The organism is Variovorax sp. MSC1_012, from assembly GCF_023667525.1.
Classification (GTDB): domain Bacteria; phylum Pseudomonadota; class Gammaproteobacteria; order Burkholderiales; family Burkholderiaceae_C; genus Variovorax; species Variovorax beijingensis_B.
On the sequence record NZ_CM174443.1, the window covers coordinates 4,235,686 to 4,249,407 of the forward strand.

Genomic DNA, 13,722 nt, shown 5'->3' on the forward strand with positions numbered 1-13,722 from the left:
TTATTCGCTGATGAAGCGGCGCAGCCCTTCGAGGTCGATCACGGTGATGCCGCCGTATTCGATCCGCAGGAACCCCGCTTCCTTCAGCCGGTTCAGCGCCGCATTGCAGCGCTGGCGCGACACGCCGGAAAGGTTGGCGATCTCCTCCTGCGAGGTCTGCAGGTGCAGCTCGCTGCCCGGATACAGCCACGGATGGAACAGCCCCGCCAGCGCACGGGCCACCTGGCCGTCGGCGTCGAGCAGCCGGTGCGCCGCGTAGTTGCCCATGAACCAGTGCAGCCGCTCGTTGAGCTGCTGCAGCAGGAAGTGATCGAAGCCGCGCTGCGTGCGGTGCAGCCATTCGAAGGTCTCGACCGGCAGCTGCGCGACGCGGCTCGGCCGCAGCGCAATGACATCGGCCGAGCGCGGAGCGCCGCGCAGCAGCGTGCCTTCGCCGAACCAGCTGCCCACCGACAGCCCGCCGAAGGTGACCGAGCGGCCGTCGCTCGAGGTGATCGACCACTTGAGCAAGCCTTCGAGCGTGCCGTACCAGTGCAGCGGCGTATCGCCGCGCCGGCACAGCGCGGCGCCGGCCGCGACTTCGACCTCGCGGATCTCGTCGAGCACGCGTTCGCGCGCCGTTTCGTCGAGCAGCGGATACCAGGCCGAGCGCTGCAGCAACTGGGGAATCGTCAGCGATGCCGCCTTGAAGGCCGGCTTCGTCGTGGCCATGAAATGAGAGCTCCTGGGGCCCGGGTGCGTAAACCCTGAGCCCAAATGTCGTCGCAATGACTGAGTGTGCCTGCGCCGCCAAAAATAATAGCGCGCCCCTCATGAAAGAAGACACCCCAGGAGATCCGGAGCATGTCGTCGTCCAAGCGCAAAGTGATCGTGACCATCGCCCCCACCGGCGGCATGGCGCACAAGTCGCAGAACCCCCACCTTCCCACCCGGCCCGACGAGATCGCGGCCGACGTGCTGCGCTGCTGGAACGCCGGCGCCAGCGTGGCCGCCATCCATGCGCGCCGCCCCGATGACGGCGCCACCTGCAGCGCCGACGTCTACCGCGACATCAACAGCCGCATCCGCAACGCCGGCTGCGACATCGTCATCAACAACTCCACCGGCGGCGGCGTGCACGGAGACATGGTGAAGCCTCTGGCCGGCGATCGCTGGGAGATCGCCTGGGAAGAGCGCATCAAGGGCATGGACGCGGGCGCCGAGATGTGCACGCTCGACGCCACCACGCTGAACCTGAGCTTCGAGGGCAGGCAGATCCTGATGGACACGCCCATTACCAAGGGCCGCGAGCTCGCCGCCGGCATGAAGGCGCGCGGCATCAAGCCCGAGTGGGAGGTGTTCAGCCCCACGCACATCCTGCAGGACACAACGACGCTGATCGAGGAGGGCCATGACGACGAGCCCTACTTCATCAACCTGGTGATGAACGTGCACCGCAACTTCCAGAATGCGATGCCGTATTCGCCGCGCTTCCTGCAGATGATGGTCGACACCCTGCCGCGCGGCAGCATCTTCGGCGTGAGCGGCATCGGCCCCTCGCAGCTGGAAGCCAACGTGGCGGCGCTGCTGCTGGGCGGCCATGCGCGCGTGGGGCTCGAAGACAACCTCTACTTCCGCCACGGCGAGCTGGCCACCAACGTGCAGCTCACCGAACGCATCGTGCGCGTCATCCATGAGCTCGACATGGAAGTGGCCACGCCGGCCGAAGCAAGGCAGATGATGGGGCTGCCGCGCAAGGGCGGCCCGCGACCCGAATTCGCGCCGCGCTGAAGAACAACCCAAGGAGACATCCCATGAACACCCGCCGCCACTTCCTCCACACGCTCGGCGCAGCCACTGCGCTGGGCGCCCTCTCGCCACTGGCCGCGCTGGCCCAGGCGCTCGAACAGGTCAAGATCTACTACGGCTTCCCGGCCGGCAGCGCGGGCGACAGCGTGGCGCGCCGCGTGGGCGAAAAGCTCGCGGGCTCGGCCTATTCCCGCAACGTGGCCGTGGTCGAGAACAAGCCGGGCGCCGGCGGGCGCATCGCGCTGGAAACCCTCAAGAGCGCGCCGGCCGACGGCAGCGTGCTGGCGCTGTCGCCCTTCTCGTGCACCTCGATCTATCCGCACATCTACGGCAAGCTCAGCTACGACCCGGCCAAGGACTTCGTGCCGGTGTCGATCGCCGCCGTCATGCACCACGGCCTCGCTGTCGGCCCGCTGGTGCCGCCCGAGGTGCGCACGGTGAAGGACTTCCTCGCCTGGGCCAAGGCCAACCCGAACCAGGCCAGCTACGGCTCGCCCGCGGCCGGCTCGACGCCGCACTTCATCGGCGCGCTGCTGGGCCTCAACAACGGGGTCGATCTCAAGCACGTGCCCTACCGCGGCTCCATCCCGGGCGTGACCGACGTGGTGGGCGGCCAGATCGCCGCCATGGTCACGCCCAGCGGCGACTTCATTCCCAACCACAAGGCCGGCAAGCTGCGGCTGCTCGCCACCTCGGGCAAGGCGCGCTCGCCCTTCTCACCCGAAGTGCCGACCTTTGCCGAACAGGGCTTCGCCGAGCTGACCACCGAGGAATGGTTCGGCTTCTACGCCCCGGCCAGGACGCCGGCCAGCGTGGTGGCAACGGCCAATGCGGCGATCAACGCGGCCATCAAGGAAAAGGTGGTGACGGACAGCCTGGCCGTGGTCGGCCTGATCGCCCAGGGCTCCACCGCCGAGGAGATGGCGCGCTCGCAGCGCGCCGAGGCCGAGCGCTGGGGCCCGCTGGTCAAGAAGATCGGCTTCACGGCCGACTCCTGAGGCGATGCAGATGGACCCGACTCCTAAACGCGTGGCGGTGGTTGCCACCGGCGTCATCGGCGCCAGCTGGGCCGCCTACTTTCTCGCGCGCGGCCTCGACGTGGAGGCCACCGACCCATCCCCTGATGCCGAGGCGCGGCTGCGCGCGGCCGTGGCCGCCCACTGGCCCACGCTGGAGCGCTTCGGCCTGGCCACCGGCGCCTCGGCCGGGCGTCTGCACTTTCACGCGCGGCTCGAGGATGCGGTGGCCCAGGCCGACTTCGTCCAGGAAAGCGGCCCCGAGCGGCTGGATTTCAAGGTCGACCTGTTCCGGCGCATGGACGAGGCCGCGCCGGCCCACGCCATCCTGGCATCGAGCTCCTCGGGGCTGGCGATCAGCGCGGTGCAGGCCGAATGCAAGCATCCGGAACGCGTGGTGCTGGGCCATCCCTTCAATCCGCCGCACCTGATCCCGCTGGTGGAGGTGGTCGGCGGCGAGCGCACTTCGGCCCAGGCCATCGAACGCACGATGGCCTTCTACGCCGCCATCGGCAAGCGGCCGATCCACGTGAAGCGCGAGGTCAAGGGCCACATCGCGAACCGGCTGCAGGCCGCGCTCTGGCGCGAGGCCTTCCACCTGGTCGATGAAGGCGTAGCGAGCGTGGCCGACATCGACACCGCCATTGCGCATGGCCCCGGCCTGCGCTGGGCGGTGATGGGGCCGTTCATGAACCTGCATCTTTCGGGCGGCGCGGGCGGCATCGAACATGTGCTCGCGCACCTGGGCGGCCCGATCGAGGACTGGTGGAAGGACCTGGGCGCGCCGGCGATGACGGAAGAACTCAAGCAGAAGGTGGCCGAGGGCGTGGCCGAGGAACTGGGCGCGCGTCGCGTGGCCGAGCTCGAGGCCGCGCGCGACATCCTGCTGTTGGACCTGATTCGCGCGAAGTCCGAAACCGGCAGACTCGACTAGAAATGACTGCCCCCCGGCTTGCCACTTCGTGTGCTTCGCCACCCCCCGTGGGGGAGGCGCGGTTCGCTTTGGGGCGGCCCGGCAGCGACCGCATATGACCAACGACGATTTCCTCCTGGACGAAAGCCAGATCGCCCCGCCGCGCACGGTGCGCATCGACTTCGACGACGGCTCCTTCGCGCTGCGATCGCCGATGGTGCTCAAGCCGTATGCGCGCTGCATCGGTCAATGGCTGGAGCGCTGGGCACGCGAGACACCCGAGGCGCTGGCCTTCGCGGAGCGCGACGACAACGGCGAAGGCTGGCGCAAGCTCGACTACCGCGCGCTGCGCCAGGCCGTGGGTGCCGTCGCGCAGGCGCTGCTCGACCTGAAGCTGCCGGCCGAAAAGCCCGTCGTGATCCTCTCGGACAACGCGATCGATCACGCGGTGCTGATGCTCGCGGCGATGCACATCGGGCGCACGGCGTGCTCGCTGTCGAGCGCGTACTCGCGCCTGGCCAGGGATCCATCGCGGCTGCACGGCATGCTGCAGGCGCTGCAACCCGCGTTGATCTACGCCTCGGACGCCAGGATCTACGGCGGCGCGCTCGCGGGCTGCGGCGTCGAGGCGGTCACGGTGTTCAGCCGCCATGCCGACACGCATGCCGGCGCCCTGCCCTTTGCGCAACTTCTGCAGGCGCGCGAGACACCCGCCGTGATGCAGGCTTATGAGGCCATCCTGCCCGACACCCACGCCAAGTACCTGCTGACCTCGGGCTCCACCGGCAAGCCCAAGGTGGTGATCAACACGCACCGCATGCTCTGCGCCAACCAGCAGATGATGGCGCAGACCTGGCGCTTCCTCGCGCAGGAAAAACCGGTGCTGGTCGACTGGCTGCCCTGGAGCCATACCTTCGGCGGCAACCACAACCTGCACATGGTGCTCGCCCATGGCGGCGCGCTCTACATCGACGAGGGCCGGCCCGCGCCGGGCCTGATCGATAAGACCATGCGCAACCTGCGCGAGGTGAAGCCCACGCTGCTGTTCAACGTGCCGCGCGGCTTCGACATGCTGCTGCCTTTTCTCGAAGCCGACGATGCGCTCGCGCGCGAAGTGCTCTCGCGGCTGCGGCTGGCCTTCTATGCGGCCGCGGCGCTCGCGCCCTCGACCTGGCAGCGGCTCGAAGCCGTGGCGCAGCGCGTGCGGCCCGAGCGCCCGCTGTGGCTCACCACCTCGTGGGGCGCCACGGAGACCTCGCCGGCCATCACCTCGGCGCACTGGAAGCTCGATGGCGCGGGCTGCATCGGCGCGCCGCTGCCGGGGCTCGAACTCAAGTTCGTGCCCAACGGCCAGAAGCTCGAGATGCGCGTCAAGGGCGTCTCGGTGTTCCCGGGCTACCGCCATGCGCCGCGCGAAACGGCGGAGGCCTTCGACGAAGAGGGCTACTACCGCATCGGCGATGCCGGTTTTCTTGCGAATCCCACCGAGCCCTCGCAGGGGGTGATCTTCAACGGCCGCGTGGCCGAGGACTTCAAGCTCTCGAGCGGCACCTGGGTCTCGGTGGGCACGCTGCGCGTGAAACTGGTCTCGCTGCTGGCGCCGCATGTGCAGGACGTGGTGCTCACGGGCCATGACCGCGACGAGATCGGCATGCTGGTGTTTGCCAGCCCGCAGGCCGCTTCGCTCGCGCCGCAGGCGCTGGCCGGGCGCATCGCCGAAGTGCTTCGCACGCTGCGCAGCGAAGGTGCGGGCTCCTCGCAATGCCCCGCATGTGCGCTGGTTCTCAGCGAACCGCCGAGCCTCGACGCGGGCGAGATCACCGACAAGGGCTACATCAACCAGCGCGCGGTGCTCACGCGCCGCGCGGCCGAGGTGGCGCGGCTGCATGCCGGCGCGGATCACGACCTGCAGGTCATCCGGCTGCGCGACTGACTGAAAAAGATCAGCCGCCGGGACGGCGCCGCAGCGCGGTGCGCAGCGCCTTCGCGAAACGCGGATCGGCCATGGCACCGACGTTGAAGCGCGACCAGCGCGAGACCTGCGTCGAATCGACGCTGAAGATGCGCCCCGGCGCCATCACGATCTTGCGCGGCAGCAGTTCCTTCGCCAGCACCAGCGAGTCGGCCACGCCGGGAAGCGCGGCCCAGACATAGAGCGACTGCGGGGTGCGCGCGAAGACCTCCGCATCGACCGAATCGAACAGCTGCAACGCCTTGCGCGTGGCCTCGCCGAGGCGGTCCTGCAGGCGGTTCAGGTGCCGCTGGTAGTGGCCTTCGTTCAGGATCACGTCGACCGTGCGCTCGCTGTACTCCGAGCTGCTCACGTGGATCAGCGCCTTCAGGTCCGCGAGGTCGCTCGCCAGGTCGGCCCCGCAGGCGATGAAGCCCACGCGCAGCGCCGCCGAGAACGATTTCGAGAAGCTGCCGATGTAGATGGTGCGCTCCAGCTGGTCGAGCGCCGACAGCCGCGGCAAGGCCGTGGGCTTGAAGTCGGCCAGCGGATCGTTCTCGACGATCAGCAGGTCGTATTTCTGCGCGAGCTGCAGCACGCGGAAGGCCTTGGCCGGCGAGATGTCGGAGCCCGTGGGGTTGTGAGCGAGCGACTGCGTGAAGAAGAGGCGCGGCCGCTCGGCCATCAACAGTCGCTCCAGCACGTCGAGATCGGGCCCGTCGGCCAGCCGCGGCACGGCCAGCATCTGCGCGCCCGCGAGCTTGAGCTTTCCGAACAGCGGGTAGTAGCCCGGGTCGTCCACCAGAACCTTGCCGCCGGGCGGCACGAAATAGCGGATGACGATGTCCATCGCCTCGTTGGCGCCGTGCGTGAGCACGATCTGCCGCGGCTCGGCGCCGATGCCGAAGTCGGCCAGCTTGCGCACGAGGTGGTCGCGCAGCGGCGCATAGCCGAAGCGGCTGCCGTAGCGGAACAGCGCGCCGAGCCCCGTGCGGACCACCTTCGGGTGGTACTTGTCGAGCCGCACGTCGGCCAGCCATTCGACCGGCGGAAAGCCATCGCCCACGGCCACCGCGTCGGGCTGGGTCTTGAGCTGCTCGCGCATGAGCCAGACGATGTCCATCGCGCGGCCGAGGCTGCCCGCGTCTTCCTCGACGGGCCTGGGGGTCGACTGCGCGAGCACGAAATAGCCCGAACCGCGCCGCGGCTCGACGAGGCCGCGTGACACCAGCAGCTCGAACGCGGCCACCACCGTGTTCTTGGCATAGCCGTGCAGTTGCGCGAGTTCGCGCAGCGACGGCAGCTTGTCGCCGGCCTTGTAGGCGCCGCTCGCGATCTGGCGCGCGAGGGTGTCGGCAAGCGAATCGGCAATCGTGGTCATGGGCTGCGACTGTGACACAGCGGGCCGCTGCGGCGCAGCACTGTCCGTACTGTCCCGCCAAACTGTACCTTCCGCTGCCGGTACAGCCGACCTAAATTGCCTGCTCCTGAATTCATCCTCCGAAGAGACAAGCAACGATGGTCGCCGATTCCCGCATTCCCAACTTCCGCGCGCTCACACCCGCGCAGCGCCTGGCCCACATTGCGCAAGCCGCCTCGCTCACCGGCGACGAGGTGGCGCTGCTCGCCCAACCCGGCGCCCTGAGCGTGGACCGCGCCAACGGCATGGTCGAGAACGTGATCGGCACCTTCGAGCTTCCGCTGGGCGTGGCCGGCAACTTCACCGTGAACGGGCGCGACTACCTCGTGCCGATGGCTGTCGAAGAGCCTTCGGTGGTGGCGGCCGCGTCGTTCATGGCCAAGCTGGCGCGCGAGGGCGGCGGCTTCGAGGCCTCGAGCACCGGGCCGCTGATGCGCGCGCAGGTGCAGGTGATCGGCCTCACCGACCCGTACGGCGCGCGGCTCGCGCTGCTGCGTGCGCGCGACCAGATCCTGGCCGCGGCGAACAGCCGCGACAAGGTGCTGATCGGCCTGGGCGGCGGCTGCCGCGACATCGAGGTGCATGTGTTCGGCGACACGCCGCGCGGCGCGATGGTGGTGATGCACCTGATCGTCGACGTGCGCGACGCGATGGGCGCGAACACCGTCAATACGATGGCCGAGGCGGTGTCGCCGCTGGTCGAAAAGCTCACGGGCGGCACGGTGCGCCTGCGCATCCTGTCGAACCTCGCGGACCTGCGGCTGGCGCGCGCCCGCGTGCGGCTCGCCCCCGCTGTGCTCGCCACGCGCGAGCGCAGCGGCGAGGAAGTGGTCGAGGGTGTGATCGATGCCTACACCTTCGCGGCCGTCGACCCCTATCGCGCGGCGACGCACAACAAGGGCATCATGAACGGCGTCGATCCGGTGATCGTCGCGACCGGCAACGACTGGCGCGCGGTGGAAGCCGGTGCGCATGCCTATGCGTGCCGCAGCGGGCGCTACAGCTCGCTGACCACCTGGGAGAAGGACACGACGGGCGCACTGGTCGGCACCATCGAGATGCCGATGCCGGTGGGGCTGGTCGGCGGTGCCACCAAGACGCATCCACTCGCCCGGCTCGCACTGAAGATCCTCGACGTGAAGTCGGCACAGGAGCTCGGCGAAGTCGCGGTGGCCGTGGGCCTCGCGCAGAACCTCGGCGCGCTGCGCGCGCTCGCCACCGAAGGCATCCAGCGTGGCCACATGGCGCTGCATGCCCGCAACATCGCGCTCGTCGCGGGTGCCATCGGCGACGAGATCGACAGCATCGCCAGGCAGATGGCCGCAGAGCACGACGTGCGCACCGACCGCGCCATGGCGTTGCTCGAAGCGCTGCGCAGGAAGTAGGCAAGGCGGGAGAGGCCCGCGCGACGGACCGCGGCCGAAACCGCGGCGGCCATGGAAGTGGCCGTCACATAACCACAGACGGAGACACACGAAAAATGAACGCAGACAGTGCAACGCGCGCCAGATGGCGGCTGGTGGAGATATGGGGCGACACGGCCGACCTGGGCCATCTCGGATGGTCGATCGTCATCGGTGTCGCGGTGAGCCTCACGGGTTATCTCGTGGCCAGCCGCGTGCTCGCGAGCGCCGTGAGCACGCCCGAGCTGGCACGCGCCTACGCCATGCTCGCCGGCCTCGGCGGCTGCGTGGTGTCGGGCCTGGTCTGCGCGAAGCTCTTCACGCCGAAGCGCGAAGTGGTGGAAGGCACAGAAGCCGATCCGCGCTGGCGCGAAGAAGTGCTGGCCGAACTGGCCGGCGAGCACGGCGACCTGGGCTCGGTGGATGACCTGCCGCCGTCCGTGGTACGCGAGATGAAGGAGCTGGAGATCTACGACCTGTTCGCGTCGTACAAGCCCCGCGCCAGGAATGCCGAAGGAGCCGCACCGTGATCGATGCCGCACTCCTGAACCAGATCCTCGTCGCCACCGGCATGGGCCTGGTGGGCGCCATCGTGTTCGCGGCCATCGGCCTCGTCTCGGGCACCGACGAAACCACCACGCTCGCGCCGCTCACCCTCTTGGTGGTGCTGCTCGGCGTGCCGCCCGAAGGCGTGTTCACCTTCTTTCTCGCAGCGGCCGTGGCCAAGCACATGACGCATGCGGTGCCCACCGCGCTGCTGGGCATCCCGGGCGACACCATGGCGACACCGCTGCTGCAGGACGCGAACGTGCTGCGCAACCTCGGCGTGCCGCACATCGCGCTGCGCAAGATGGTGTCGGGCGCAATCATCGCGGCCTTTCTCGCCGTCCCGCTGGCCGTGCTTTTCGCGGTGCTGCTGGCGCCCTACGGCGCGGCCATCACCAAGGCGGCGCCCTGGATCTTCGTGGTGGCGGCCGCGGCCATTGCATATTTCTCGAGCGGGCGCTGGGCCTCGGTGGCCACGCTGGTGCCGTTCGTGATGGTGATCGTGGCGCTGCAGGCGCTCACCGGCAAGTACGGCGTGAAGCTCAGCATCAGCTACTTCCTGGGCATCGCGATCGGGCCGCTGGTGGCCGATCTGTTCTCGGTGATTTCTCCCGCGGCGCGGGCGCGCATGAAGCGCGACAAGGTCCGCACCTTCTCGCTCGCGCCGGACGTGAAGGGCTGGTCGGGCTACTTCCCGAACCCGTTCAAGGTGCTCGACCGCGGCCAGGTGAAGTGGACCTTCGCGACCGCCGCGATCTCCAGCGCCACCTTCGTGTTCAGCCCGGTCGCGATGACGGTGGTGCTGGGCGAGCTGGTGGGCTCGCGCATCAAGCACGCCTACCACCGGCTCACCACCACGCTGGCCGCACGCAACGGCGTGACCGAGGCCACCTACATCGCCGAGGCGTTGATTCCGCTGATCGCGATCGGCCTGCCGCTGAGTCCCGTGGCGGCGGGGCCGGCGGCGCCGCTCTTCAATGCGCCGCCGGTGTTCACCATCGATTCGGCCACCGGCCAGACCCACAACCTGCACAACCTGCTGAACCACTGGGAGTTCCTGGGCTACGGCCTGCTGGCGGTGGTGCTCGCGGCGCTGGTGGCCTATCCGTTCACGATGAACTTCGCGCGCCGCGCGGCGCTCTTCGTCTCGCGCAAGGTGAGCCACGAGGCCATCATTGCGACCTTCGTCGGCCTGATCGTCGTGATCAGCGTATGGGAAGGGCAGCTGCTCGGCCTGCTGGTGATCCTCACGATGGGCCTGCTCGGCGGCCTGCTGTCGCGCGCCATCGGCTTCAACACCGGCGTTCAGTTCATGGGCTACTACACGGCGGTGCTGACGGTGCCGGCCGCCATCAAGGCCTTCGGCTGACGCCCCGGCATGTGCAGCAAGGCTTCGAAGAGCTTCCGCCGCCATGCCCCGCCTGCGCCTCAGGGCGAAGCCCGCGCCCCCTGGCGGGGTGCCGGCTTCTTCTTCGCCGGCTCTTCCGCGCCGAAGAGCTTCTCCAACTGCTGTCCCACCCGCGCGCCGAGCGCCGTGCCCACGCCCGGCAACACCGCGGTGCCGACCGCCGCGCCGGCCAGCGCGCCGCCGGTCAGCGACACCTCCGGCTCGCTCATGGTCCCGCCGATCTGGAGCGGCATGCCCACCACGCCGTCGATGAGGTCCACCGCGATCTCGCCGTCCAGCTTGCGGTTGAAGAGCCGCAGGTGGCCGCTGGCCGTGAGCACGCCCGAGCGCGCCCTGAGCCCGGTGTAGCGCAGCACCACGCCGTCGTCGGTGCCCTGCGTGTCGAGCACGCCGGTGAGCTCGTCCAGCGGCGTGCTGCCGCCACGGCTGATGCCGGCGGTGGTCACGGCCTTGGCCAGGTCCAGCCGCGTGAGCGTGGCGGGCTGGACCGAGAAGGCGGTGCGGGTGCGCAGGCTGCGCAAGAGCGCACCCACCTCTCCGGCCTCGGCCACCAGCGTGGATTGGCCCGAGGCCTTGCCGGCCACGGCGCTGCGCCGGTCGAAGGCCTGCAGCAGGCCCTCGATGTCCACCTGCCGGGGCTCGAGCTCGGCCGACACGCGCAGCAGGTCGTTCGGCGGCAGTGTCTCGAACCAGGCCACGCCGTTCGCCGTGCCGCCGCCAATGTCGATGCGGGTGCGCCACCGGTCCTGTCCGGCGGCGCGGTCCAGCCGCAGCCGGGCGGGCGGCGACACGCCCGCGCGCTCGATGCGCGCCTGGCGCGGGCGCCAGCCGGCGTCGAAGGTTATTTCGCCGTCGTAGGCCAGCGCAATGTCGCGCCGGTCGATCCAGGTCAGGTCGCGCCAGCGCAGCTTTTCGAGCGGAACCGGCGCCAGCGCCCAGGGCGCGGGCAGCGTGACGATGCCGCCGCCCTCGTTCGGCTTGGGGCCCTTGCCGCGGAAGGCGCGCACCGACTCGCGCGGCAGCACCAGGCTCTCGATCTCGACCTCGTCGATGGCGACGACGCGGCGCAGCAGTTCCCGCAGCTTGAGCTGGACCGTGATGCGGCGCAGCGTGACGGGGCGCGGCTGTTCGGTGGCCAGGTCGGACAGCACCAGCACCGGGCTGGGCCACAGCGCCCAGTGCGCGCCGCCGATCTTCAGGCCGACGCCGAAGCGCTTCTCGAAGCCATCGGCAATCCGCGCGGCCACTTCCTCGTCGCTGGGCAGGCGGGTGCTCGCCACCCACACCACCGCACCGATGCCCAGCAGCAGGACTGCGGCAATGCCGATGAGCCAACGGCGGACAGGGCGTTTCATCGGGCCAACTTAGCACGCAAAGGCGACTGCCGTTGTCAGCTGCCGTCGCTATAGTTTCCCAAACCCTGCACCGGAGAAACCGAATGCGTATCTGGAAAAAAGAAGTCTCTGTCGAGGAGCTGACCCGCAACCACATCGGCACCGCCGTGTCGACGCTGGGCATGGAATTCCTGGAGGTGGGCGACGACTTCATCCGCGCCCGCGTGCCGGTGGACGAACGCACCCGCCAGCCCTACGGCATCCTGCATGGCGGCGTGTCGGTGGTGCTGGCCGAGACGCTGGGCTCCTGCGGCGCGCACTACTCGGCCCCCGAGGGCGACCGGGCCGTGGGGCTGGACATCAACGCCAACCACATCCGCTCGGCCACCAGCGGCTGGGTCACGGGCACCGCGCGGCCGGTGCACCGCGGGCGCACCACGCAGGTGTGGCAGATCGACATGACCAACGACGCGGGCGAATTGACCTGCGTCTCACGCATCACAATGGCGGTGCTGCCGCCGCGCTAGCGAAGAGAAGAAATCCGCCCGGCACGCGGGCGGCAGCGGGCCGAGAGAAGCCCCCCAGGAACATAACTACCGAGGAGATAACCACTCATGAGCAACCTGTTCAGCTGGCGCGAAGTCGCCGCCACCGAGGGCAGCGTGGTCGCGCCCGACGAACGCCTGCCCTGGCTGCAGACCGGCGCGATGGGCGTGCAGCACGTGATCGCGATGTTCGGCGCCACGGTGCTGGCGCCCATCCTGATGGGCTTCAATCCCAACATCGCCATCCTGATGAGCGGCATCGGCACGCTGATCTTCTTCCTGGTGACGGGCGGCAAGGTGCCCAGCTACCTGGGTTCGAGCTTCGCGTTCATCGGCGTGGTGATCGCGGCCAGCGGCTATGCGGGCAAGGGGCCCAACGCCAACATCGCGGTGGCGCTGGGCGGCATCGTGGCCTGCGGGGTGGTCTACATCCTGATCGGCGCCCTGGTGCAGGCCATCGGCACCGGCTGGATCGAGCGCTTCATGCCGCCGGTGGTCACGGGCGCGGTGGTGGCGGTGATCGGGCTCAACCTGGCAAGCGTGCCGATCAAGAACATGGCGGCCAGCAATTTCGATTCTTGGATGCAGGCCGTCACCTTTCTCTGCGTGGGGCTGGTGGCGGTGTTCACGCGCGGCATGCTGCAGCGGCTGCTGATCCTGGTCGGGCTGATCCTGGCCACGCTGGTCTATGCGGCGCTGACCAACGGCATGGGCCTTGGCAAGCCGGTGGACCTGAGCGGCATCGCCAATGCCGCCTGGTTCGGCCTGCCGACCTTCACCGCGCCGGTGTTCACGGCCAGTGCCATGCTGCTGATCGCGCCCGTGGCCATCATCCTGGTGGCCGAGAACCTCGGCCACCTGAAGGCGGTCACGGCCATGACCGGCCGCAACCTCGACCCCTACATCGGCCGCGCCTTCATCGGCGACGGCATTGCCACCGTGGTGAGCGGTGCCTCGGGCGGCACCGGCGTGACCACCTATGCCGAGAACATCGGCGTGATGGCGGCCACGCGCATCTACTCGACGGCGGTGTTCGTGGTGGCCGCGCTCATCGCGCTGGTGCTGGGCTTCAGCCCCAAGTTCGGTGCGCTGATCCAGGCCATTCCGCTGCCGGTGATGGGCGGCGTGAGCATCGTGGTGTTCGGTCTCATCGCCATTGCGGGCGCCAAGATCTGGGTCGACAACAGGGTCGACTTCTCGCAGAACAAGAACCTGATCGTGGCAGCCATCACGCTGATCATCGGCACCGGCGACTTCACCCTGAAGTTCGGCGACTTCGCATTGGGCGGCATCGGAACCGCGACTTTCGGCGCGATCATCCTCTACGCGCTTCTGGGCCGGACGCGCAACGCCTGAGGCCCTGCAAAGTGAAACCTCGTGCAAGAAATGTTGTCCGAG

General features: G+C 69.0%; 12 protein-coding genes. 9 read left to right on the top strand and 3 right to left on the bottom strand.

Translation table 11 applies throughout. The annotated features are described in order from the left end of the window. On the bottom strand, positions 1–711 hold the full coding sequence (locus tag L1081_RS19795) for a cyclic nucleotide-binding domain-containing protein (RefSeq protein WP_489413707.1): 711 nt from the start codon (positions 709–711) through the stop codon (positions 1–3). A 132-nt stretch (positions 712–843) separates the two neighbouring features. Between L1081_RS19795 and L1081_RS19800 the strand changes: the two genes are divergently transcribed. From L1081_RS19800 to L1081_RS19815, 4 genes are all read left to right on the top strand, one after another. Next, the gene (locus L1081_RS19800; protein WP_489413708.1) at positions 844–1,770 is read left to right on the top strand and encodes a 3-keto-5-aminohexanoate cleavage protein; all 927 of its coding nucleotides are present in this window, start codon (positions 844–846) and stop codon (positions 1,768–1,770) included. Positions 1,771–1,793: 23 nt separating this feature from the next. Beyond that, entirely contained in the window at positions 1,794–2,786 is a 993-nt protein-coding gene (locus tag L1081_RS19805) for a tripartite tricarboxylate transporter substrate-binding protein (protein WP_489413709.1), read from the top strand. Positions 2,787–2,796: 10 nt separating this feature from the next. After that, positions 2,797–3,738, top strand: coding sequence for a 3-hydroxyacyl-CoA dehydrogenase NAD-binding domain-containing protein (locus tag L1081_RS19810; protein ID WP_489413710.1), 942 nt, complete (start codon positions 2,797–2,799; stop codon positions 3,736–3,738). Positions 3,739–3,832: 94 nt separating this feature from the next. Then, positions 3,833–5,650: an AMP-binding protein gene (locus L1081_RS19815; RefSeq protein WP_489413711.1), complete on the top strand. Its 1,818-nt coding sequence runs from the start codon at positions 3,833–3,835 to the stop codon at positions 5,648–5,650. Between the two features lie 10 nt (positions 5,651–5,660). Here L1081_RS19815 and L1081_RS19820 read toward each other — a convergent pair whose 3' ends face one another. Continuing rightward, the gene (locus L1081_RS19820; protein WP_489413712.1) at positions 5,661–7,049 is read right to left on the bottom strand and encodes an aminotransferase class I/II-fold pyridoxal phosphate-dependent enzyme; all 1,389 of its coding nucleotides are present in this window, start codon (positions 7,047–7,049) and stop codon (positions 5,661–5,663) included. A gap of 137 nt (positions 7,050–7,186) precedes the next feature. Between L1081_RS19820 and L1081_RS19825 the strand changes: the two genes are divergently transcribed. From L1081_RS19825 to L1081_RS19835, 3 genes are all read left to right on the top strand, one after another. After that, a complete protein-coding gene (locus L1081_RS19825; protein ID WP_489413713.1) occupies positions 7,187–8,473 on the top strand; it encodes a hydroxymethylglutaryl-CoA reductase in 1,287 nt (428 codons plus the stop codon). Positions 8,474–8,568: 95 nt separating this feature from the next. Then, on the top strand, positions 8,569–9,021 hold the full coding sequence (locus tag L1081_RS19830; protein ID WP_489413714.1) for a hypothetical protein: 453 nt from the start codon (positions 8,569–8,571) through the stop codon (positions 9,019–9,021). Further along, the gene (locus L1081_RS19835) at positions 9,018–10,406 is read left to right on the top strand and encodes a tripartite tricarboxylate transporter permease (protein ID WP_489413715.1); all 1,389 of its coding nucleotides are present in this window, start codon (positions 9,018–9,020) and stop codon (positions 10,404–10,406) included. Before L1081_RS19830 ends, L1081_RS19835 begins: the two co-directional genes overlap by 4 nt. 59 nt (positions 10,407–10,465) lie before the next feature. Here L1081_RS19835 and L1081_RS19840 read toward each other — a convergent pair whose 3' ends face one another. Next, positions 10,466–11,800 (bottom strand): AsmA family protein, encoded by a 1,335-nt coding sequence (locus L1081_RS19840; protein ID WP_489413716.1) that lies wholly within the window; start codon positions 11,798–11,800, stop codon positions 10,466–10,468. 83 nt (positions 11,801–11,883) lie between these two features. Between L1081_RS19840 and L1081_RS19845 the strand changes: the two genes are divergently transcribed. Then, positions 11,884–12,306, top strand: coding sequence for a hotdog fold thioesterase (locus L1081_RS19845; protein WP_047784496.1), 423 nt, complete (start codon positions 11,884–11,886; stop codon positions 12,304–12,306). 87 nt (positions 12,307–12,393) lie between these two features. Then, on the top strand, positions 12,394–13,680 hold the full coding sequence (locus L1081_RS19850) for a solute carrier family 23 protein (protein WP_489413717.1): 1,287 nt from the start codon (positions 12,394–12,396) through the stop codon (positions 13,678–13,680). The last annotated feature ends 42 nt before the right edge of the window (positions 13,681–13,722 follow it).

Bases quoted from the DNA above. Each gene is read 5' to 3' on its own strand.
- L1081_RS19810 (WP_489413710.1), top strand. From the start codon at position 2,797: ATGGACCCGACTCCTAAACGCGTGGCGGTGGTTGCCACCGGCGTCATC.
- L1081_RS19830 (WP_489413714.1), top strand. From the start codon at position 8,569: ATGAACGCAGACAGTGCAACGCGCGCCAGATGGCGGCTGGTGGAGATA.
- L1081_RS19850 (WP_489413717.1), top strand. From the start codon at position 12,394: ATGAGCAACCTGTTCAGCTGGCGCGAAGTCGCCGCCACCGAGGGCAGC.
- L1081_RS19805 (WP_489413709.1), top strand. From the start codon at position 1,794: ATGAACACCCGCCGCCACTTCCTCCACACGCTCGGCGCAGCCACTGCG.
- L1081_RS19800 (WP_489413708.1), top strand. From the start codon at position 844: ATGTCGTCGTCCAAGCGCAAAGTGATCGTGACCATCGCCCCCACCGGC.
- L1081_RS19845 (WP_047784496.1), top strand. From the start codon at position 11,884: ATGCGTATCTGGAAAAAAGAAGTCTCTGTCGAGGAGCTGACCCGCAAC.
- L1081_RS19815 (WP_489413711.1), top strand. From the start codon at position 3,833: ATGACCAACGACGATTTCCTCCTGGACGAAAGCCAGATCGCCCCGCCG.
- L1081_RS19820 (WP_489413712.1), bottom strand. From the start codon at position 7,049: ATGACCACGATTGCCGATTCGCTTGCCGACACCCTCGCGCGCCAGATC.
- L1081_RS19795 (WP_489413707.1), bottom strand. From the start codon at position 711: ATGGCCACGACGAAGCCGGCCTTCAAGGCGGCATCGCTGACGATTCCC.
- L1081_RS19840 (WP_489413716.1), bottom strand. From the start codon at position 11,800: ATGAAACGCCCTGTCCGCCGTTGGCTCATCGGCATTGCCGCAGTCCTG.
- L1081_RS19825 (WP_489413713.1), top strand. From the start codon at position 7,187: ATGGTCGCCGATTCCCGCATTCCCAACTTCCGCGCGCTCACACCCGCG.